This is a genomic window from Achromobacter sp. JCM 18799 (assembly GCF_055395645.1).
On sequence record NZ_AP043866.1, the window covers coordinates 4,681,113 to 4,701,713 of the forward strand.

Below are 20,601 nucleotides of genomic sequence, written 5' to 3' on the forward strand. Positions count from 1 at the left end.
CATGCCGTGAAGCCGTCAGGGGCCAACCGGAAACAGAAGCCGCGGCATGGGCAGCTATTCCGTCCCCACCGCCCGGATCAGGCTCGGCGCGGCCGCGGATTCCGGCTTGTAGTACCGCGTGGGCGCACGGTACGCCAGGTCGCGCAGCGCCTCATTCAGCTTGGGCAGCTTGAAACTGCCTGCGTCCGGCGCCTGGCGAAAGTCCCCCAGGCTCGCCGGCAGGCGCGTCAACGTGATCGAGTCCATCGTGCGGACCGGATCGAGAACCAAGAAGTCAGACTACACTTCCCCGGGGCGAATCCGCAGCCTGACGCCTTGCTTCGGACGGCTCTGCCTGCCCGGGCTCGGCCCGCGGGACGCACGCCCTCCGGATTGAAGAACACGACAACTGCGAGACGACACATGCGTGCTTTGAAACTGGTTTTCCTGCTGGCAATGCTGCATCTCGGCATCCCAGGCCTGGCGCAGGCCGAACAAGGCTGCCCCGACGGCTTCATGCCCAACGCCGCCGGCACGCCGGGCCAGCAATGCGTGCCGATTCCCGGCCAGACCCGCCCACAGGGCGGCACCGGCGCGCAAACCGCGCCCGACCAGCCACGCTGGACCACCCGCTGGGGCGCAATCGCCTACGACCCGCCGTCCGGCTCCGTCGGCATCGCTGCCGACAAGACCAGCAAGGCCAAGGCCGAACGAGCCGCGCTGGAACATTGCGCGTCCAAAGGCGGCAAAGGTTGCGAGACCAACATCACGTACTACAACCAATGCGTAGCGGTGGTGTATGGCCCTTCGCCCAAAGGCGAGGGCGTGTTGATGAATTCCGCCAGCGCCGAAACCAAGGAACTGGCGCAATCCCTGGCCATCGAGACTTGCGAGAAGGGCACCGGCACGAGCTGCAAGACCTTCTATACCGGCTGCAGCTATCCGGTACGGATTCAGTAACGCACCGGCTGCGAATTCCGAACCATGACGTGACACGGAATATTCGCCACGTCACGCAGCACGACAAGCGGCAGTCATGGCTGACTGCATACGCAATGCCGGAACGCATCGCGCAGGGTAGACTGGCCCCCTGTCCATCCCTATCGAGTCCTACTCCATGCTAGTCAAAGCCCTGCGTGTCGGCCTGGGTCAAATCATCGTGTTGGGCGACGCCCTCACGCGCCCACGCCCGCAACAGCGCTCCGCGCAAGGCCAGGCCGCGGTCAACGCCGAAGCGGCCCAGCTGTCGCTCTACCAATTCCACGCCTGCCCGTTCTGCGTCAAGACGCGGCGCGCCATTCACAAACTGAACGCGCCCATCGCGCTGCGCGACGCCAAAGGCGATCCCGAAGCGCGCGCGCAACTGCAGGCAGGCGGCGGCAAAGTGAAGGTGCCGTGCCTGCGCATCGACGATGCAGCAGGCACGCGCTGGATGTATGAGTCCAGCGACATCATCGCCTACCTCGAACAACGCTTCGCCAACGTGGCCTGACGGGAGCACATAGGCATGACCCGCCTAGCTCGCCTGTTTTTCATCACCATGGCCGCCATGGGTGCGCTGGCCGGCTGCGATTCCTCGTCCTTGAAGCCCGCGCCGCCCGGATCAAAACTCAACGCCGAAACCATCGCCACGCGCGACACGCCGCCGGAGCTGCAGTTCAAGGGCGAGCTGGCAGGGCAGCCCGTGCATCTGCTGGTGCATGAATGCAAGGTGTACAAGGTCGAGCCGGCCGAAGGCGAGAACGTGAAGTGGACGCTGGTGCTTGAAGGCGACTTCTCTCTGCTGCCGACTATCTGCGTCCAGCAGCGGTTGACCGAGAGCAAGGGGGGTGGTGACTGCGTTCTTGGGGCGGCAAGCGTTTGGCGCGGGTGGGTGTTGCACGGGGACGCCGGAGTATCGGTCCAAGGATGGGGTGAATTGGAAGCCGCGTTGAGTGCGGGCTTTGTGCTCGCCAGCGCTGACTACGCCGTACCTCAAAGGAAAGCCGCAGATGGCAAATGACGACCGCAGCCTGATCATTCCCAGAAGAACGCCCGAATCAGCCGCCATGACGGCCAACATCAAACGCGCGATGACGATCACCGCCGCCCTCAACCGCCTGACCTTCAACGACGCCGCCGAAGTCCGCGCCTTGTTCAGCGAACTGATCGGCAAGACGGTCGATGAGAGCTTCCTGTTGATTCCGCCGTTCTATACGACCGGTGGCCCCGATATCAGCGTCGGGCGCAATGTCTTCGTCAATCAGAACTGCACCTTCTATGACTTGGGCGGGTTGAGCATTGCCGATGACGTGATGATCGGGCCGAACGTCAGCCTCATCACGTCTGGCCATCCGATCGAACCTTCACGCCGTCGCGACTTCGTCACCGCGAAACCCATTGTGATCGAGAGGAATGTCTGGATTGCGGCGGGTGCGACCGTTATTGGTGGCGTGACTGTGGGCGAGAACTCGGTGGTTGCGGCGGGTTCGGTCGTCACCAAGGATGTGCCGGCGAATACGCTGGTGGGCGGGAATCCGGCGAGGGTGATTCGGTCGATTGCTGAGTAGGGCGGGCGCTCGAGCGCCGCGCCTCTAGCTGCTAAGTTGGGCTACTGGATCGACGACGGCGCGCCGTACGTGACGTCGCCGAGATCCGCATCAACTCCGCAAAAACGCGCCTGCACCAGCATGGCATCGGTCAAGGTGCCCAGGTGGTCGCACAAGCCTTCTACTCCACCCATCAACGCCGCCACCGTCCAGGCGTCCAATGGCTGCCCGCCGGTTGCGTCAGGTTCGGATGCGCTGTTGCCAACCATGCGGGCTATGGCCTCGATGGCGTGGCGGGCTCGGTCTATGTGGTGGAGATGGGCGAGGGGGACTGGGCCGAGTTCGGGGTCGGATTCGACGGACCAGGGGCTTTGGGTGAGGGGATGGGATTGCATGACAGGCTCCAAAGACAAGTTAGGCCTGCTCCCCACTTCCAAATGGGGTGGGCGGGCACATGGCAAGGTTGGAAGACCGGCATCTTTGGAAACCGGCGTGCGCGAACGCACCCTCGCCAAGGCCCGCCCATAGGGACGTGCAAAGGCGTTCGGACGTGAAAATGCCGCCTGCGCGGCGGCGGTCCGCCAAAGACTTTGCCGGCTTCCAAACCGGGCTACCGGTGGTGCGGTAGTGGGGCGAGTATACGGTAAGGGGGAACGCGAATTGGCCTGGGGGACAAATTCGCTACAGGAACGCGATGCCCATATCACGGTTGAATGCACAACCCATAGCGGTCATTGCTGAGAAGAGCCACGTCGATCACTCTTGTCTCCTGCACGGGTCCCGAGCAGGATAGTGTTCACGAGGTGGGTCAGAATTAGATGCAAATCAAACGTAAAAGTGGGTCAACTCTGCCTGCAAATCAACAATGCTATCGCTGCGTTGAAAAGGCTCTATTTCTAGATCGATAAATGGCTGGACGACGAGTTTTCGAAGGTTTGGTGTGAAAATTATCGATTCAGTCTTAACGTCGGAAATTGGAGGAGCAATAATTCTGGGTGTATATTAATGTCACAAAAATATTGCTAATTAAAACATCGTTAAAAAAAGGTTTCTTAGCCAGAGTGACATAAGGAGGTGCCAGCCGTGCCGAAGTGGATCTATCTTCCTATATTGAAGTGGAAGCAGGGGGAGCGAATTGCGCTTAGCAAATTAACACCAGCTCAGCGGTCAGGATTGCTTCCAGTCCTAGAATTGCCTGCAATAAATTCCGCTCATGATGGAGCGGCTTTGCGCAGCGCACTCCCCGCGTATCTTGCGAAGGTCATCAAGGAGATGAACAACACCTTCACCGGTGAGCAGGTTGTAGGCGTCGATAGTCGATGGCTGGCACCAGGGTACTCTAAGCAGATTGCGTTGCTTGCGATGGTCTGCAAAAGCCTGAGCGGTAAGGTGGCGTGCGGGATTGTTCCTGTTATCAGCGAAACGGCCTTGATGAGCAATGCGGCTGATATTTCAAAATTTGATGATCATGGTGCCTACGTCCTCAGGCTGCAAACCACGTCCATCGAGCCCCTTCAAATTGTCCCGCTGGTCAAGCTTGCTACGGATAATGGATTGAAGAAGAGGAATCTGCATTTAGTGATCGATCAGTTTGCGATCGTAAAGGAGGATTCGGCCGCAAAGCACGCAGCTGTTGTGCCCTACATAGACGCAGCTCTAGCGGCGCAGTGCAGTAGCGTGACTGTTGCCGGCGGGTCATTCCCCATCAACCTGATGGGATACAAGCAAGGAGAATTCGATATCCCGCGGGTCGAATGGAGGGTGTGGGAGCGTCTCAAAGCGGATCCGGCATACAAGAATCTCCGCTTCGGCGACTATACCGTCACGCATCCTGGGCCAATCCCCGATGATGTGGATCCGACGAAGATGAATCCGTCGGTAGCGATTCGCTACGCACGTGATAGGGATTGGAAGCTCTACAAAGCGGGCGGGTTCAAAAAAGGAGCTCCTAATCAGTACAGGGGGCTTTGCAATTTGCTGATTTCAGACCCTACCGCGTATAGTGGACCGGCTTTCAGCGACGGAGATGATCGCTATGAAAAGGCAGCGGTCGGCACAATTGGCAATGGCAACCCCAGCAGCTGGCGTCGAGACGCGACAAGCCACCACTTGGTGTTTACTGCAGATCAATTGCGTTAGCGTGCCGATGTAGAAGGTGCTGAACCACCGAGGCGCGGAGGTCGCGCAAGTTCAAACCTGCGGCCAAGTGCCCTTGGAGTTCAGCACGACTGGCCCTGCTGGCACTTGGTGGCAAACAATTGTTCGCCGCTAGAGTGGCCACCGCCTCTTCTTTCCAGAGCAGCGTTGCCAAGCTTTGAAGCTCTTGCAGAGGATTGGGCGCTGCCCTTCGGATATTGCGGTATGTGAGACGCTTGCGCTGGCTGCGGGCAACGCAAGCGATGCCCCACCAACTGGGCATCAATGTGTGAGCGGCTTCAACGTGCGACGGTCCAAGTACAAGCGTGATTGAGTCAAAAACGCGGTTGTAGGCATGGATTTGATTGCGCAAGCGAAGGAAGCTATCAAGGTCACTCTTGATCTCGAAGGCATCCAAAGTCTTGCTGACTACGACCATGTCGACTCGAGAGGAACCGCCTTCAATGCCGAATTCTTCGATCGCCAATGTTCCGGGCATGTTGATCCGACGAGCGAGCTGTTGTCGCAATCGTTGTCTGATTTCTTGTTCGGTTAAAGGCGACATCGTTGGCAACTCCTTATGCGTATTATACTATGCACATATGCCAAGAATAGCCAGGCCAATCTCTGTCGAAGTTATCGATGTTCGACAGCGTCTCAAGGCGTTCCTAGACCGCGAGGGCCTCGCGGTGAATGCGTTTGCACTTCGAGCCGGGATCGCCCAACCCGTTCTGCACCGGTTCATGTCAGGTCGCACGAAATCTGTTACGCCTTTGATCGAACGCGCACTGAACTATGCTGGTATTGCTCCGATAATTGGCATAACCGAGCAGTATGATGTGGCTGACCACCCAAAGCTCCGGCAGGCATTGCGTTCAGCCTGCGATGGCAGAGCAGAGTCGGTGGAGCTTCTTGCAAGCCTGATCAAAGCTCTAACCCCTGTACTGGCTGCACACCGAAACACTAAGTAGTGCGGGAGAGCCCACATGTCCACGATCACCGCAAAATCTCTTTACTCCACAGTGGCTGAGCTCGGCCTGACCCGCGCTCAGGCCCGCAAGCTGCTGCCCGCTTGGTGGGCCCCCGAAGTCGAGAAGCACGCAGATGGAATTTCTGAGCTCGCCTTGCACCTTAGCCGGCGACTGAGTATCGACTTGCGGGCACTATTGGCGGGAAAAATCCAGCCGAAAGGTGCGGTATCGAGTCTTGCTTTCAAGCACCGAGTCAATGTTCGCGATGATCAATTGTCGGCCGCGACATTCGTCGCGTCATCGTTAGCACAGGCCATTCTGGCCGCGATGACAGACAAGTACGTGCCTCTCCCCGCAGACCCGAACGAGATGCAAGCGGCAGCCCGTGAGTTGGGCTCGGGTGTCCTAGGGTTTGAATCTTTGCTAGCTCTATGTTGGAAGCATGGTATCCCCGTAATTCCTCTGCCGAATTTGCCTGTCGGCATGAGAAAAATGGATGGGGCCGTTCTTCAAGTACAAGATCGGCCAGTCATCGTTATCGCCAAAAAGAAGTCTTCCAAAGCATGGTTGAGCTTCATCTTGGCGCACGAAATGGCTCATACAGCCCTGGGCCATGTGAAGCCTGGTTCAACGATCATAGACGTGTCTCTCCAAGAGACAACTACATACGCCACTGAGTCTTCGTCAGACCGTCAGGAAGCGGAGGCAGATGTCTTTGCACTCGCAGCCATGGGTGGTCAGGTCGTTGCCAACGAGATTAAGTCCTGGCCGACACACCTTGCTCCAGTTGAGATCGCAGTACGCGCCCGTCAAGCGAGTCAACGCAACAAGATCGAAGCTGGGCACTTTGCTCTGAGATACGCGTTTGACACGAAGCGATGGGGTGATGTGCTAACCGCATTCGGGTTTCTTAGAGAAGACTTGGATCCGGAGTCATTGCTTCTGGCTCATTTCAAGAAACACCTGGATCTCGATCTTGTTGCGGACGATCTGCAAGACCTGGTCGAGCAAGTGACCGGTTGGAATCGGACAGCTGCTTAGGTTTTCCATGAAGCTACTGGTGGATGTGGATGCGGTGGCAAAACTTGCTAACTGGCAAGTCCTCCTTGAAAGTCCGAGTGTGTTGGGATGTTCTGTCTCTGACTGCGCAACCGTGACCTCGTTGAGGTTTCGTGCCATGAGCAGTACCAAGAAGGCCGACGGAAAGCTCTTCCAGAACACAGAGGCTGCGACGCTTGCTCTACAAGCGATTGAGAAGATGGGCGCGCTGGCAGAAATTGATGATTCTGCGCTGGTGGAGTTTGAAAACATCAATGGAATCGATCCAGGTGAGGCGCTCCTCTTTTCTGAGGTGATATCACACCCTCACGTATACGTGCTTACCGGTGATAAGCGTGCCTTGCGTTCGTTGTCAGCTCTGCCGGAAAGCACGCGAGTCCAGCTCGCCGGACGTGTGATCTTAATTGAGCAGGTGCTGTTGCGGTTGTTGGACGTTCACGGGCTAGCGTGGCTTCGGGAGCGGGTCTGTCCCGCCAAGCAGCTAGACAAAGCAGTGAACGCAATCATGGGAAGTCGATGTGATGCGGGTGAGCAGTCGGTTCGCGATGGAATGGCATCATACATCCGGGAGATCGCTGTGCTATACGATCCTTCACTTTTGGCACAATTTTCATCTAGTTGACGTCTCGGCGGCTTAGTGAGAATTCTGCGTCGATCTCCGTTCCGGCCAGTACCGACATCAAAAGAAGGTAGCTATCTCAATGCAGGACCATCAGTTGACCGCTTTTGGGCCCAATGAAAAGTGGTTCAAGTTCGCCATCTCCTTTGCTGATTCGGGGGATCGTCTTAAAGTTAGCGTTCTGTACTTGGGGGGGAGCGTCTCCTTAGCATCTGGAACTGAAGTCGCGTCGTGGGCTGCTTCATATGAACCTTCGAGTCATCCTCACGGCAATGATCCCGGCCATGCAGATATTGGCGAAGGGCGACGCGACGTTCTCGAGGAGTTCCGTGGCATAGGCATTGGTTCCTACTTGATGCACTTCCTAATAGGCTGGGTCAAGAATAGGCCAGAGGTGCCTGTTGTCGAGATAGATTTGATACAGCCAGATGCGACCTCAGATAACCGTGATAGGCGGAACCGGTTTTGGGAAAAGCTGGGGTTCACTTTCGACTATAACGATGGCAAGAGTTGGGGGCGTTCGCACGGCTTGATGACCGGCAGTCTTATTCAGCCACCGCGTCAACTGGCCGCTGAATGGCGCCTGCAGGAAGAGTGAACAATGGTCGAAACGTGGAAAGCGGTCGCATGTATATGTCGGAACTCGACCGTAGGCCATCGGCCGTTATCGAACCCCAGCGGACGATAGTCTGGTTGCGGCGCCCCAGGCTGGGCGCACGGGTCTGGTCGTTCGACAGGCAAAACAACGATGAAATAATGGTGCCAGACTATAATTTCGCCACATATAAGCCGGCAAAATTGTAGTCTGACACCATTGTTGATAACTCATAAAATGCGTCAGATTAAAATTTCGCCAGCGTTGTACTGAAAAATGTCGACTGACACCTTTATCTCGTACGCTGCACCCGCGGAGCTGGAAACGCAGGCACAGTCTCCCTACCCACTCCGAGCCAGTCGCCGCATGAGGACTGGCTCGGGTTTTGGAAGACCTTCGGCAAGATATGGATCCTTGCCGTAAAGCGCTATATACAAGAAAGGTTCGATGAAATAGAGGTACTTTTCAGCGACTTCTTGGGGGCTCATTTTTATTGCTTCTGCCCAACGAAAAAGCTCGCCAGGAGGAAGGGCGGAGGCTCCGCGTTCAATCTGACTGACAGTTGTCGGATACGCATAGTCAAGTGCGGCCGCAACGTCCAATTGCGTGAGACCTGCAGTGACACGAACTTCCTTGAGCCACCTGCCGAATCTCTTTCGCATAATCTTGGCCGTGGATGCAATAGGTACAGACATCGTGAAATCTCGAACGGCTTTTGCGCCAACGGTGCATAGTGACAGAGTTTCACCACCAACGCCTCCCCGTCACGTGCCGTACACCATACTAGACTGCTCATTTGCCTTGCTCAACGTGAAATAGTATCTACTGTAAGTGCCGTCTAGCGCTGATCGCGCTCGTCGAACGGAAAAATAATGGTGTCAGACTACAATTTTCCGCCGGCTCTCTGAATACTTGACGCATCGGCGGAGCGATGCGCGCATAGCACTCGCTTGCCCGCATCCAACGTGCTCCGCCGCGGCTACAACCGTTGGGATGCCGTGGTGGCGTATCGGACCAGCCTCACCTCTGATAACAAGCATGTCGGAATGCCGCAATCATCTCTGTTGGCGGCAAAGTACTCGTTTTGGCGTTGATGCGTGAGTGACGAAATCGTGGCAATCGATTTCCTCGAGCGGACGCATTGAGAATCAGCTCAAAATCAGACCAAATCAGCTCATTTCTTGAGCTGATTACTGCTAAATTGAGCTGATTCAACATCTTCAGCTCTTGCCATGACCGTCCGCGAAGACATTCTTCAGTTTCTGCGCGCCCAGCAGCGCGAGAATCTGCCCTGGGTGAGCTCCAGCGAACTGGCCTACCGAACCGGCGTCAGTTGGTCCACGGTGAAGCGCCAATTGGAAAACCTGCGCAAGGCCGGATTGGTGCTGCGCGAGGGACAGGGCCGGGCAACCCGTTACCGGATTACGGACGAAACACCCGCATCGACGCTCCCGACGACCATTGCCACGCGGCTGGCGGAGCCGGCGTCCGAGGCCGTTGGGATGATCTGGTCTGAGCGTGGTCAAGCCCCGCTGGCCCGGCTTCGGCAGCCGTTGTCGGCGCGTGCGCCTGTGGGATACGAACGCGCCTTCGTGGAAAGCTATGTGCCAAACCAGAGCTCCCTGTTGCCGCCTTCGTTAGCTCAAGACTTGGCCGACGAAGGCCGCATGCCAGGTCAGTCTCCAGCCGGGACTTACGCGCGTCGCGTACTGGAGCCGCTGCTGCTCGACCTGTCCTGGTCATCCTCTCGACTGGAAGGCAACCGGTATTCCTTGTTGGCCGCGCAGGAACTCTTCAAGCACGGAATGGCCGGGGAAGATCTGGATGCAGTGATGCTGCTCAACCATAAGAGGGCCATCGAGTTCCTGGTCGATGCGGTCCCCGCATATGGCCTGACGTCCGCCGTGATCGGCAACCTTCACGCGATCCTGCTGGAGGAACTATTGGCCAATACCGACGGCCTGGGCCGCATCCGCCAGATCGTGGTCAACATCGGGGACACGACTTACGTGCCGCTCCAGGCGCCCTTGTTGCTGCAGGAAATGTTCGACCAGATTGTGGAGAAAGCTCGGCTTATCAAGAACCCGGTCGAAGCGGCATTCTTTCTGTGGGTGAACCTTGCATATCTACAGCCTTTCGAGGACGGCAACAAGCGGACCAGCCGCCTGGCGGCCAACATTCCGCTGATGCTTTACAACTGCGCGCCGCTGTCCTTCCTGGACGTAGAGGTACAGGACTACGTCCACGCCATGTTGGGAGTCTATGAATACGGCGACGTGACGCTGGCGGCGGAGTTGTTCGCCTGGGCCTATCGGCGTTCGATCCGCAAGTACGCCGTGCAACTGAACGCTGCGGGCGTGCCGAATCCGGTGCGATTCCGATTCCGGGAAAAGCTGAACGAAGCGATTGGCCGGGTACTACGTGAGCAGCAAACCGCCGACGCCGCAACAGCGGCGCTGGGCTTGTCCGAAGACGATATTCAATTATTCCGCCCGATACTGGCGCAAGAACTGCGCATACTGGATGTGTACAACTGCGCGCGCTATCGCTTGTCGATGGATCTGGTGCAACAATGGGTCGAGGCCGGGCGGCCGCATTGATGCAAACCAGCGGAACAAGAGCCGCAAACATTGCGGCTCTCTAGTCCCGACACCGATGGATGCGCATAAGGGCTTGCACCCCAACCACTCAGGTATTGTCTTTCACTACAGTGCTTGGCCCATTAGCCTTCACAGACGCAATCCCGGCGTCCCGAGCCGCTGCACTCGAGTACATTTCACTGCGTCCAATGGACTGCCCATTCGCCGCGCTCAACGAGAAATAAGGCGAACCGTTGGTAGCCGTCTTGCGCTGATAGCGCTCATCGATCGGTGAATTCTGGCGGACAGACGCGATGCCATCCTGAGCACTAGCTTTAGTGGTGTAGCGCTCGCTCGTAAGAATGACTTCATGATTCCCGGCTTTCAGATTGAACATGTACTGATCGCCGCTGCGCTTCAACTCGTAGTAACCGCTCATGGAAACCTCCAATATCTGGCTAGTTCAACAATGGGTCGATACTGCGATGCACACACATGAATGCCGCTTGATGATAGTCCATGCATTACGTACAGGACATACCAAAGAAAAGGGCCGCTAATCGCGGCCCTCATCGTCACTGCTCAACGTATCGCGTCAATTACGCCTTACGCACCTGAGCAATCAGCCCATCCAACTGCGCCAGCATCGTATCGATTTCCTCAGCCGTCACATTCAACGCAGGCATGAAGCGCAGCAGGTTTCCGCGCGGCGCATTCAGCAGCAGGCCATTAGGCGCCAGATTACGCGCAGCCTCAACGATGGCAGGACCATCATCACGATCCATCACCAGCGCACGCAGCAGACCCATCCCACGCTCGCCCTTCATGCCCCACTTAGCCGACAGAGCCAGCAGGCCTTCGGACAATTGCTTGGCGCGAGCGTTGACCGACTCCATGAAGCCCGGCGCAGCCAACGCATCAAACACTGCAACGCCAACAGCAGCCATCAGCGGATTGCCGTTGTACGTGCCGCCCTGGTCACCATGCGAGAACACGCAAACTTCCTGACGAGCCAACAGCGCAGCCAGCGGCACGCCGCCGCCAATACCCTTGGCCAGCGTCATGATGTCCGGCACAACGTCCGATTGCTGGTAGGCAAACATGGTGCCCGTACGCCCCATGCCCGTCTGCACTTCATCAACGATGAACAGCAGCTTGTGCTCGTCGGCCAGCTTGCGCAGGCCTTGCATGAATTCCTTGGTGGCGGGGATGACGCCGGCTTCGCCTTGCACGGGTTCGAGCATGATGGCGACGGTCTGGTCGTCGATCAGCTTGCGCACGGATTCCAGGTCGTTGATTTCGGCCTTGGGGAAGCCTTCGACCTGCGGGGCGAACATCTTGTCCCAGCCCGGCTTGCCGGACGCGGACATGGTGGCCAGCGTGCGGCCGTGGAAGCCGTGGTTCATGGTGATGATCTTGTAGGCGCCGTTCTTATTGACCTGGCCCCATTTGCGCGCCAGCTTGATGGCGCCTTCGTTGGCTTCGCCGCCGCTGTTGGCGAAGAAGACGCGGTCGAAGACCGAGGCGCCGGTGAGGCGCTCGGCCAGTTCGATGGAGGGCAGGTTGTAGAACGCCGGCGAGGGGTTCATCAGCAGCTTGGACTGGTCCAGCAGGGCCTTTTGCATTTCCGGGGCGCAGTGGCCCAGGGTGTTGACGGCCCAGCCCTGGACGAAGTCCAGGTATCGCTTGCCCGCGTGATCCTCCAGCCAGGATCCCTGGCCGCGCACGAACACGAGGTCCGGGCGGGAGGTGATCTCCATGAGGGCGTTGGTCTTGAACTGGCTGAATTCCATGGCGGTTCCTGCGGAATGAGAGAACAGGGATTAAAAGTAATTGGACGATGCCAATAGGCGAATTTAGCACCGACGGGGGGATGCTATCGTGACGCACCCCCAGCCGATCCGCCCCGGGCCGCCTCAAAAGGGCAGACAACGCGGGCGCTCTATTTTATGCAACAGGCGCGACCCCGCGCGCAGCCCTTTTGTCGCTTTTTACTGACCAATCATGAAACGTATTCTTTCCAGTCTTGCCGCCGGCCTGGCGCTGGCGACGGCCGCGGCGACCGCGCATGCCGATTATCCCGAGCGCCCCATCCGCCTGATCGTGCCGTTCCCGCCCGGGCAGGCGACCGATATCTTTGCGCGCGCGCTGGCCGAAAAGCTGGGCGCGGCCGTCAAGCAGCCCATCGTGGTGGAGAACCGCGCGGGCGCGGGCAGCAACATTGGGATGGAGCAGGCGGCGCGCGCGACGCCGGACGGCTATACGCTGGTGATCGCGGGCTCTGCCGCGGCGGTGAACCAGACGCTGTACAAGACCATCAATTACAGCCTGACCAAGGACTTCGCGCCGGTGTCGGGGGTGTTCTCGGTGCCGCTGATGTTCCTGGCGACGCCGGCTTCGGGGATTACCTCGCTCAAGCAGCTGGTGACGCAGGCGCGCGCCAATCCGGGCGAGCTGGCCTATGCCAGCGCGGGCATCGGCGGCACGCAGCATTTGTCGGCCGAGATGTTCAAGGCGGCGGCGAACATCGACATCCGCCACATTCCGTACAAGGGCAGCGGCCCGGCGCAGGCGGATTTCCTGGGGCACCAGGTGCCGTTGATGGTGGACTCGGTGACCGCCGGCCTGCCGCATGTGCAGAGCAAGAAGGCGGTGGCGCTGGCGGTGACGACGGCCAAGCGGCTGCCGCAGCTGCCTGATGTGCCGACCGTGGCGGAATCGGGTTATCCGGGTTTCGAAGCGATCGGCTGGGCAGCAGTGCTGGCGCCGCGCGATACGCCGGCCGAGGTTACGGGCTATCTGAGCAAGCAGATCGGCCAGGTGCTGAATTCGCCGGACATGCAGAAGTTTTTCCGCGACCGCGGCGCGGAGCCGATGCCGCTGACGCCTGATGCGACCGGCACTTTCATTGCCGGCGAAGTGAAGAAGTGGGGCGAGGCGGTGAAGCAGTCAGGCGCTCAGGTCGACTGACGGACGCGCAAGACGCCATGCCAGCAGCAAACCGCCCCGCATCGCCGGGGCGGTTTGCATGATGGGCTGAGGTAAAGCGATGACGGCTTAAGCCGGATCACCCGGCTGGCCCGGCCGTCCGGGCTCACCCGGTTGCCTGGGTTCTTCCGCAGGTTGCCCCGGATTGCCGGGCACTTCCGGCGGCATGCGGCCCGGATCAATATCATCCGGGCCAGGCTTGCCCGGCACCTGGCCGGGTGCCTGCTTTTCCGGCGTGTCGCCGGGTTCCTGTCCGGGGCGCTGGGACGGGTCGATGCCGGGTTGGTAGGCGGGATCGCCGGGCTTCTGGTTCGTGTTCATGGATGTCTCCTGAAGATTCACGTGTAGCGCTCACGCGCAGCGGCACGCGTATCGTGCAAGCCCACGATAGAAGCCATGTTCGCGCTCGCCCAGATCACGCGGGACGACTTTATCTAGTACTTTCTTCTTATCTCTTGCTCAACCAGGAGCCGGAATGAAGAAGACTGCCACGGCGTTCACCACGGAACGCCGCCATCTGCTGGAAATCATCGACGGCCTGATCGAGGGCATCATCCTGCTGGACCAGGACCGCCGTATCGTCTGGGCCAACGACACGGCGCTGGCCATGCACGGCGTGACGGATCTTGCCGCGCTGGGCGGCACCGCCGTCGGCTACCGCAAGGCATTTGCGCTGCGTTACCGCAACCGTCGCGCCTTGCGCGCGGCGCAGTATCCGCTGGACCGCGCGCTGGCGGGCGAGGCTTTCAAGGACGTGGTGGTGGAAGTGACCAGCCGCCGCGATCCGGATTTAAGCCGCATGCACCAGGTGCGCAACCTGGTGCTGCGCGATGCGCAGGGCGCGGCTGAAGGCATGGTGCTGGTGCTGCTGGATGTGACCGAGCAATACAGCGCGGAAGAGCGCTTTGAACGCACCTTCAACGCCAATCCCGCGCCGGCCGTGATCTGCTCGCTGGCGGATCTGCGGCACATCAAGGTCAATGACGGTTTTCTGGCCATGACGGGCTACACGCGCGAACAAGTGCTGGGCAAGACGCTGCGCCAGCTGGACGTGCTGGGCGACACGCCGCAGCGCGAGGATGCGCTGCACCGGCTGGCCGAAGGGACGACGATTCCGCAGACGGAAACCATCATCGCGGTGCAGGGCGGCAGCGACAAGCTAGTGATCGTGGCGGGCCAGCCCATCGAGGTCGCGGAGCAGCCCTGCATGCTGTTCACCTTCAACGACCTGGAGCCGCGCCGCAAGGCCGAGACGGCGCTGCGCGATAGCGAACAGCGCTTCGCCACGGCGTTCCGTCTTGCGCCCGTGCCCATGACGCTGAGCACCACGGCAGGCAAGCTGCTGGAGGTCAACGATGCCTTCGTCGCGACCACCGGCTACGACGCCAAGACCTTGGCGCGCGATGAAGATGCGCTGGCGCAGCTATGGACGGACCCGCAAGCCTATGACCGCGCCATGGCCTCGCTGGAGCAGGGCGCCAGCGTACGCAGCCAGGAGATGGCGCTGCGCACACGCGACGGCGCATTGCTGGACTGCCTGGTGTCGGCCGCACCGGTGTCGATCCAGGACCAGCCCTGCGTGCTGGCGGCGATCCAGGACATTACCGAACGCAAGCGCAACGAGGTCGAGCTGATGGAGGCGATCGAGACGGTGATGCAGGACACCTCGTGGTTCAGCCGCACCGTCATCGAGAAGCTGGCGCAGATCCGCACGCCCCAGGGCGCCCCGCAGGGGCAGAGCGAATTGGCCGACCTGACGCCGCGCGAGCGCGAGATCCTGGGCCTGATGTGCCAGGGTCACACGGATCCCGAGATTGCGGCCAGCCTGCATCTGTCGCGCAACACGGTGCGCAATCATGTGGCGGCGCTATACAGCAAGCTGGACGTGCACCGGCGCAGCGCCGCCATCATCTGGGCGCGGCAGCGCGGCATCGTGGGATATGAAAAGCCGGCACGCAAACAGGCACAGAAACAGCCCGGCAAGCAGACTACAAGGCAGGTCCACAGGATTCGGTAGAAAAGTACCAGTCGATCTGATGCGCGCGCTTCTTACACGCGCGCCATGCGCTTCCTATAGTGGGTTCGTCCGCAGCCGGAGCCAGGCTTCGCAGGCCTCTCCCGCGCGGTTTCACGCAACCTGGAATTAGGAGCGACAACATGGATAACGACCGCATCAAGGGCGCAGCCAAGGAAGTCAAAGGCTCGATCAAGGAAACGGCAGGCAAGTTGACCGGCAACCGCGAGACCGAGCTTGAAGGGAAGGCGGAAAAAACCGTGGGCAAGGTGCAGCGCAACGTCGGCGAGGCCAAGGATCAGGCACGGGACTTGCTGAACAAGAAATAGCGCGGCTGCCTGTCGGCATGACCCGCTACGCCCATGAACGCCGAAAGGAGAAAAAAATGACGCATCGAATCTGGCTTGCGCTGCTGCTGGCAATCACCGCCATCACGGCCGGTTGCAACACGATGGAAGGCGCCGGCAAGGACATCGAACGTGGCGGGGAGAAGATCCAGCAGAAAGCCCAGTAAGTCCTGAACCGGTAGCCTGCTTTATCGGCCGGCGCGCTAACCGCGCGCCAGCCTTTTTGCGTTTGGGCGCCGCAATTCAGCGCGAGAAGCCGCGCGCCGAAATCTCCCAGATGTCCTGCACCACGCCGTCTTTGAACACGACCAGTCCGTCGTGCAGGTTGAAGGTCGGGTCCACGTGCGCAGGCACCAGGCGCAGCACGCTGCCCAATGCGGGCGCCGTGGCACCGGGTTCGACGCGCACCACGCTGTGCTCGTCGTTGATGGCGGTGCAGGTCAGGCCGGACTCGCCGTAGACGGCGGGCGGGCCGCACTCGGCGGAGGCCGATTTGAGGCCGGCGTCCAGCACTACGCGGTCGGGCGTGGGCGTGCTCATCACGGTGGACAACAGGAACAGGCTGTTCTGGAAATTGAGCGGGCCGCCCCATTCGTTGGCGCCGTAGTCGCCATCCATGAAGGCATAGGACCCGGCCTGCAATTCGGTGTAGACGCCGCTGGCCGCGTCGAACTCCACGCTGCCGGTGCCGCCGCCGGTAATGGTGTCGCAGGCGATGCCGCTTTCACGCAGTAGCTGCGCATAGGACGCGGCGATGCGCGCGGCCTGGCGGGAGACGGTGGCGCGTTCTTCGCGCGTGCGGTAGTGCTGCACCGACCCGTGATAGGCCTGCAGGCCCGCGAAGTTCAAACCGGGCAGCGCGCGCGCCTGCTGCGCCAGCGCCAGGACGGTGGCGTCGTCGGACACGCCGCAGCGGCCCTGGCCCACGTCCACTTCCACCAGCACGTCGATCTCGGCGCCAGCCTGCACCATGGCGGCCGACAACTGCGCCAGGTTCTGGGCGTTGTCCACGCAGACGCTGATCTTGGCGGCGCGCGCCAACTGGCCCAACAGCGTCATCTTGGCCGCGCCGACGACTTCGTTGCTGATGTGGATGTCGCGGATGCCGGCGGCCACGAAGGGCAGGGCTTCGCTCACCTTCTGGCAGCAGATGCCGCGCGCCCCCAATGCCACCTGCCGCAATGCAATCTGCGGGCACTTGTGGGCCTTGGCATGCGGCCGCAGCGCCACTTCGTGGCGATCAGCCCAGGCCTGCATGGCGCGCAGGTTGGCTTCGAAGGCGGTCAGGTCCAGCGCCAGGCTGGGCGTGTCGACGCGGGCTAGGGGATCGCCCGGTTGGGCGGCGGGGGGCAGCGCAATGCCGCGTATGACTTCCTGGGACATCTTGGAAACTCCGTTATCAGCACTGCAGGGATGTAACCGCACACCATAACCAAAGCGGGACCACCCATAACCTTGGGCGATGCGACCCCCTGGAAAACCATAGCCCTGTAATCATTGGCTACAGGGGGTGGGCATGACAGAATTTCATCATAAAGAAAGCCCCCGAGGGGAGGCAGATTTTTGCCGGGGGAATTCGCCCATCGGCAGAAATCACATTACTGATACCCGTCAGCAAGAATTCGGAGAAGCTCGCATGAAACTCAAGACCTGGATCACCGCCCTGACCATCGCGGCAGCCGCCGTCGGCGCCGCCGGTTCGGCGCAGGCCCAACAGTTCTTCCGCATCGGCACCGGCGGCACCGCCGGCACCTACTATCCCGTGGGCGGCATCATCGGCAACGCCGTGTCGCAACCGGGCAAGCTCATCGCCACCGCGGTGGCCTCCAACGGCTCGGTCGCCAACATCAACGGCGTCATGGGCGGCTCGTTCGAAGCGGGCTTCACGCAATCCGACGTGGCCTTCTGGGCCTATAGCGGCACCGGCACCTTCGAAGGCAAGCCCAAGGCCCAGGACCTGCGCCTGATCGCCACGCTGTACCCGGAAAGCATCCACCTGGTGACGCGCAAGGGCTCGGGCATCAAGGGCGTGGCCGACCTGAAGGGCAAGCGCGTGTCCATGGACGAGCCGGGCTCCGGCACGCTGGTGGACGTGCGCCTGATCCTGGGCGCCTATGGCCTGACCGACAAGGACATCAAGGCCGAATACCTCAAGCCCAACCAGGCTGGTGACAAGCTCAAGGACGGCGGCCTGGACGCGTTCTTCTTCGTGGGTGGCGCCCCCGCCGGCGCGATCGCCGAACTGGCCTCCACCGGCAATATCGAACTGGTGTCGCTGGTCGGCCCGGAAATCGACGCGCTGCGCGGCAAGCAGGAATTCTTCACGCCTGACGTGATCGCCGCCAACACGTACCAGAACCTGCCGGAAGTGAAGACCATCTCGGTCAACGCGCAGATGGTCACCTCGGCCAAGATCCCCGACCAGGTGGTGTACGACGTGACCAAGGCGCTGTACAGCGACGCCACGCGCAAGACGCTGGACGCCGGCCACGCCAAGGGCAAGCTGATCACCAAGGAAAACGCCGTCAAGGGCGCGGGCATCCCGTTCCACCCGGGCGCGGAGAAGTTCTACAAGGAAGTCGGCCTGCTCAAGTAAGCGAGCCGGGACTTCTTTCACGGATAGATCACGGCGCAGTCTGACCCGCCGTGTTTGAGCAGGGCCGCCACGAGCGGCCCTGCTTGCTGCATCACCAGAGACTCACCGCGATGGAAATTGACCACGAGAAAACCCAGCAGCTGGCGGAAAAGTACGATTCGGAAATCCGCTTCCGGCCGCTGGACAAGACGGCCACCTGGATCGTGTCGGGCCTGCTCGTCACCTTGTCCCTCTTTCATTACTACACGGCCGGCTTCGGCCTGTTGCGCGAAGCCACGCACCGCGGCGTGCACCTGGCCTTTGTACTCAGCCTGATCTTCCTGGTGTTCGGTTTTTCCAAGTCGCACTACCAGCGCCAGCCCAAGTCCACCTGGTACTCGCCAGGCGGCATTCCGCTGTACGACTGGATCATCGCCATCGCGCTGGCGCTGTCGGTGCTGTACATCCCCTACATCTTCGAGGACCTGGCGTTCCGCGTGGGCAATCCCATGCCGATGGACGTGCTGATGGGGTCCATCCTGCTGATCGGCCTGTTGGAAGCCACGCGCCGCGCCATGGGCTGGCCGCTGCCCATCATCGCCATCGTGTTCATGGCGTATGCCATGTTCGGGCCGTATTTCCCGGGCCTGCTCAAGCATGCCGGCAACACGTGGTCGCAGGTCGTCAACCACATGTACCTGACCAGCCAGGGCGTGTACGGGGTGGCGGTCGGCGTGGTCGCGACCTACGTCTTCCACTTCGTGCTGTTCGGCGTGCTGGCCACCCGCATCGGCCTGGGCCAGCTGTTCCTGGACGTGGCCTCGACGGTCGCCGGACGCTATGCCGGCGGGCCGGCCAAGGTGTCGGTGTTCGGTTCGGCCATGTTCGGCATGCTGTCGGGGTCGTCGGTGGCCAACGCGGTCACGGTCGGCTCGCTGACCATTCCGGCGATGATCCGCATCGGCTATCCGCGGCACTTCGCCGCGGGCGTGGAAGCGGCCAGCAGCACGGGCGGGCAGATCACGCCGCCCATCATGGGCGCGGCCGCCTTCCTGATGATCGAATTCCTGGGCATTCCGTACCAGCAGATCGCCATCGCGGGCATCTTCCCGGCCTTCCTGTACTTCTTCGGCATGTTCATGCAGGTGCACTTCGAGGCCAAGCGCGAAGGGCTGCGCGGCCTGACCGAAGAAGAAATGCCCAAGCTCAAGCAGTCGTTCAAGATGCGCTGGCCGACGCTGATCCCGCTGGTCCTGCTGATCGGCGTGCTGGCCAGCGGCCGCACGCCCTACCTGGCGGCGTTCGCCGGCATCACGGGCTGCATCGTGGTGGGCCTGCTGAATCCGTTCCAGCGGCTGCGCCTGCGCGACCTGTATGAAGCCTTCGAGACCGGCGCCAAGTACGCGCTGGCAGTGGGCGCGGCCGCGGGCACCGTGGGCATCGTGATCGGGGTGGTGACGCTGACCGGCGTGGGCTTCAAGATCTCGTACATCGTGATCTCGGCCTCTCAGGCGCTCGCCGGCGGCGCGGCCATGATCATTCCGGACGCGCTGGCCAACATGCAGACGCTGACGCTGATCGCGGCGCTCATCATGACCGGCATCGTCTGCATCCTGATGGGCTGCGGCGTACCCACCACGGCGAACTACCTGATCATGGTGGCGGTGGCCGCCCCGACGCTGGTGCAGCTGGGCGTGCAGCCGATCGCGGCGCACTTCTTCGTCTTCTATTTCGGCATCCTGGCGGACATTACGCCGCCCGTGGCGCTGGCGGCGTATGCGGCAGCCGGGATGGCGGGCAGCGATCCATTCAAGACCGGCAACACGGCCTTCAGGCTGGGCATCACCAAGCTGATCGTGCCGTTTGTGTTCGTGTTCTCGCCATCCCTGCTGATTTCGGTGCAGGGTTTCACCTGGTACGACTTCTTCGTGACGCTGTTCGGCTGCATGGTCGGCCTGGTGCTGCTGTCGGCGGCGTTCTCGCGGTTCATGCTGGTGGGCATGAAGAGTTGGGAGCGCTGGCTGTGCACCATCGGCGCCTTGCTGACCATCCTGCCGGGCCTGACCAGCGGCCTGATCGGGCTGGCGATCTGCATCCCGGTATTCATGCGCCAGCTGGCGCAGTTGAAGCTGGAAAGCGCCCCCAAGGCCGCCTGACCAGCGGCCCGGATACAAAAAGGGGCGGATCTGCAGGGTCCGCCCCTTTTTGCTC

Annotated in this window: 23 protein-coding genes; 15 read left to right on the top strand and 8 right to left on the bottom strand. The window is 60.7% G+C overall.

Annotation, left to right across the window (positions count from 1 at the left end; translation table 11 throughout):
* Positions 1-54: 54 nt before the first annotated feature.
* Positions 55-270: a hypothetical protein gene (locus tag ACZ5YA_RS22030; protein ID WP_464091234.1), complete on the bottom strand. Its 216-nt coding sequence runs from the start codon at positions 268-270 to the stop codon at positions 55-57.
* Positions 271-402: 132 nt separating this feature from the next.
* Between ACZ5YA_RS22030 and ACZ5YA_RS22035 the strand changes: the two genes are divergently transcribed.
* The 4 genes from ACZ5YA_RS22035 to ACZ5YA_RS22050 all read left to right on the top strand — a co-directional run bounded on the left by ACZ5YA_RS22035 (position 403) and on the right by ACZ5YA_RS22050 (position 2,528).
* Positions 403-939: a DUF4189 domain-containing protein gene (locus tag ACZ5YA_RS22035; protein WP_118934036.1), complete on the top strand. Its 537-nt coding sequence runs from the start codon at positions 403-405 to the stop codon at positions 937-939.
* 157 nt (positions 940-1,096) lie between these two features.
* On the top strand, positions 1,097-1,471 hold the full coding sequence (locus tag ACZ5YA_RS22040) for a glutaredoxin family protein (RefSeq protein WP_118934035.1): 375 nt from the start codon (positions 1,097-1,099) through the stop codon (positions 1,469-1,471).
* A 15-nt stretch (positions 1,472-1,486) separates the two neighbouring features.
* Positions 1,487-1,981, top strand: coding sequence for a hypothetical protein (locus ACZ5YA_RS22045; RefSeq protein WP_464091235.1), 495 nt, complete (start codon positions 1,487-1,489; stop codon positions 1,979-1,981).
* Complete coding sequence (locus ACZ5YA_RS22050) at positions 1,971-2,528, top strand: sugar O-acetyltransferase (RefSeq protein WP_059376551.1); 558 nt, start codon at positions 1,971-1,973, stop codon at positions 2,526-2,528. The genes ACZ5YA_RS22045 and ACZ5YA_RS22050 overlap by 11 nt, the downstream gene beginning before the upstream one ends.
* 41 nt (positions 2,529-2,569) lie before the next feature.
* Here the strand turns inward: ACZ5YA_RS22050 and ACZ5YA_RS22055 are convergent, their stop codons facing one another.
* Positions 2,570-2,902, bottom strand: coding sequence for a hypothetical protein (locus tag ACZ5YA_RS22055; RefSeq protein ID WP_464091236.1), 333 nt, complete (start codon positions 2,900-2,902; stop codon positions 2,570-2,572).
* Positions 2,903-3,590: 688 nt separating this feature from the next.
* On the opposite strand from ACZ5YA_RS22055, the gene ACZ5YA_RS22060 reads away from it, so the two are divergent.
* Complete coding sequence (locus ACZ5YA_RS22060; RefSeq protein ID WP_464091237.1) at positions 3,591-4,646, top strand: beta family protein; 1,056 nt, start codon at positions 3,591-3,593, stop codon at positions 4,644-4,646.
* Here the strand turns inward: ACZ5YA_RS22060 and ACZ5YA_RS22065 are convergent.
* Positions 4,624-5,208, bottom strand: a complete 585-nt coding sequence (locus tag ACZ5YA_RS22065) for a sce7726 family protein (RefSeq protein WP_464091238.1) — start codon at positions 5,206-5,208, stop codon at positions 4,624-4,626. The genes ACZ5YA_RS22060 and ACZ5YA_RS22065 overlap by 23 nt on opposite strands.
* A gap of 421 nt (positions 5,209-5,629) precedes the next feature.
* On the opposite strand from ACZ5YA_RS22065, the gene ACZ5YA_RS22070 reads away from it, so the two are divergent.
* The 3 genes from ACZ5YA_RS22070 to ACZ5YA_RS22080 all read left to right on the top strand — a co-directional run bounded on the left by ACZ5YA_RS22070 (position 5,630) and on the right by ACZ5YA_RS22080 (position 7,890).
* Positions 5,630-6,655 (top strand): hypothetical protein, encoded by a 1,026-nt coding sequence (locus ACZ5YA_RS22070; RefSeq protein ID WP_464091239.1) that lies wholly within the window; start codon positions 5,630-5,632, stop codon positions 6,653-6,655.
* Positions 6,656-6,662: 7 nt separating this feature from the next.
* Entirely contained in the window at positions 6,663-7,295 is a 633-nt protein-coding gene (locus ACZ5YA_RS22075; RefSeq protein WP_464091240.1) for a hypothetical protein, read from the top strand.
* A gap of 79 nt (positions 7,296-7,374) precedes the next feature.
* A complete protein-coding gene (locus tag ACZ5YA_RS22080; protein ID WP_464091241.1) occupies positions 7,375-7,890 on the top strand; it encodes a GNAT family N-acetyltransferase in 516 nt (171 codons plus the stop codon).
* A gap of 338 nt (positions 7,891-8,228) precedes the next feature.
* Here ACZ5YA_RS22080 and ACZ5YA_RS22085 read toward each other — a convergent pair whose 3' ends face one another.
* The gene (locus ACZ5YA_RS22085) at positions 8,229-8,582 is read right to left on the bottom strand and encodes a helix-turn-helix domain-containing protein (RefSeq protein ID WP_464091242.1); all 354 of its coding nucleotides are present in this window, start codon (positions 8,580-8,582) and stop codon (positions 8,229-8,231) included.
* A 537-nt stretch (positions 8,583-9,119) separates the two neighbouring features.
* On the opposite strand from ACZ5YA_RS22085, the gene ACZ5YA_RS22090 reads away from it, so the two are divergent.
* A complete protein-coding gene (locus tag ACZ5YA_RS22090) occupies positions 9,120-10,487 on the top strand; it encodes a Fic family protein (RefSeq protein ID WP_464091243.1) in 1,368 nt (455 codons plus the stop codon).
* Positions 10,488-10,575: 88 nt separating this feature from the next.
* Here the strand turns inward: ACZ5YA_RS22090 and ACZ5YA_RS22095 are convergent, their stop codons facing one another.
* Both ACZ5YA_RS22095 and ACZ5YA_RS22100 read right to left on the bottom strand, forming a co-directional pair.
* A complete protein-coding gene (locus ACZ5YA_RS22095; RefSeq protein ID WP_118934964.1) occupies positions 10,576-10,905 on the bottom strand; it encodes a YegP family protein in 330 nt (109 codons plus the stop codon).
* A 160-nt stretch (positions 10,906-11,065) separates the two neighbouring features.
* The gene (locus tag ACZ5YA_RS22100) at positions 11,066-12,259 is read right to left on the bottom strand and encodes an acetylornithine transaminase (RefSeq protein WP_175163036.1); all 1,194 of its coding nucleotides are present in this window, start codon (positions 12,257-12,259) and stop codon (positions 11,066-11,068) included.
* Positions 12,260-12,470: 211 nt separating this feature from the next.
* On the opposite strand from ACZ5YA_RS22100, the gene ACZ5YA_RS22105 reads away from it, so the two are divergent.
* On the top strand, positions 12,471-13,436 hold the full coding sequence (locus ACZ5YA_RS22105) for a Bug family tripartite tricarboxylate transporter substrate binding protein (RefSeq protein WP_119449803.1): 966 nt from the start codon (positions 12,471-12,473) through the stop codon (positions 13,434-13,436).
* A gap of 87 nt (positions 13,437-13,523) precedes the next feature.
* On the opposite strand, the gene ACZ5YA_RS22110 is transcribed toward ACZ5YA_RS22105, so the two are convergent.
* A complete protein-coding gene (locus ACZ5YA_RS22110; protein WP_419341769.1) occupies positions 13,524-13,775 on the bottom strand; it encodes a hypothetical protein in 252 nt (83 codons plus the stop codon).
* 154 nt (positions 13,776-13,929) lie between these two features.
* On the opposite strand from ACZ5YA_RS22110, the gene ACZ5YA_RS22115 reads away from it, so the two are divergent.
* From ACZ5YA_RS22115 to ACZ5YA_RS22125, 3 genes are all read left to right on the top strand, one after another.
* Positions 13,930-15,471 (top strand): helix-turn-helix transcriptional regulator, encoded by a 1,542-nt coding sequence (locus tag ACZ5YA_RS22115; protein ID WP_464091244.1) that lies wholly within the window; start codon positions 13,930-13,932, stop codon positions 15,469-15,471.
* A gap of 140 nt (positions 15,472-15,611) precedes the next feature.
* Positions 15,612-15,797, top strand: a complete 186-nt coding sequence (locus tag ACZ5YA_RS22120; protein ID WP_059376519.1) for a CsbD family protein — start codon at positions 15,612-15,614, stop codon at positions 15,795-15,797.
* A gap of 56 nt (positions 15,798-15,853) precedes the next feature.
* The gene (locus tag ACZ5YA_RS22125; RefSeq protein WP_013390837.1) at positions 15,854-15,982 is read left to right on the top strand and encodes an entericidin A/B family lipoprotein; all 129 of its coding nucleotides are present in this window, start codon (positions 15,854-15,856) and stop codon (positions 15,980-15,982) included.
* Positions 15,983-16,058: 76 nt separating this feature from the next.
* Here ACZ5YA_RS22125 and ACZ5YA_RS22130 read toward each other — a convergent pair whose 3' ends face one another.
* The gene (locus ACZ5YA_RS22130; RefSeq protein WP_306634784.1) at positions 16,059-17,198 is read right to left on the bottom strand and encodes a DSD1 family PLP-dependent enzyme; all 1,140 of its coding nucleotides are present in this window, start codon (positions 17,196-17,198) and stop codon (positions 16,059-16,061) included.
* A gap of 253 nt (positions 17,199-17,451) precedes the next feature.
* Between ACZ5YA_RS22130 and ACZ5YA_RS22135 the strand changes: the two genes are divergently transcribed.
* Entirely contained in the window at positions 17,452-18,411 is a 960-nt protein-coding gene (locus ACZ5YA_RS22135) for a TAXI family TRAP transporter solute-binding subunit (RefSeq protein WP_118934973.1), read from the top strand.
* A gap of 110 nt (positions 18,412-18,521) precedes the next feature.
* Positions 18,522-20,546: a TRAP transporter permease gene (locus ACZ5YA_RS22140; RefSeq protein ID WP_059376509.1), complete on the top strand. Its 2,025-nt coding sequence runs from the start codon at positions 18,522-18,524 to the stop codon at positions 20,544-20,546.
* Positions 20,547-20,601: the final 55 nt, after the last annotated feature.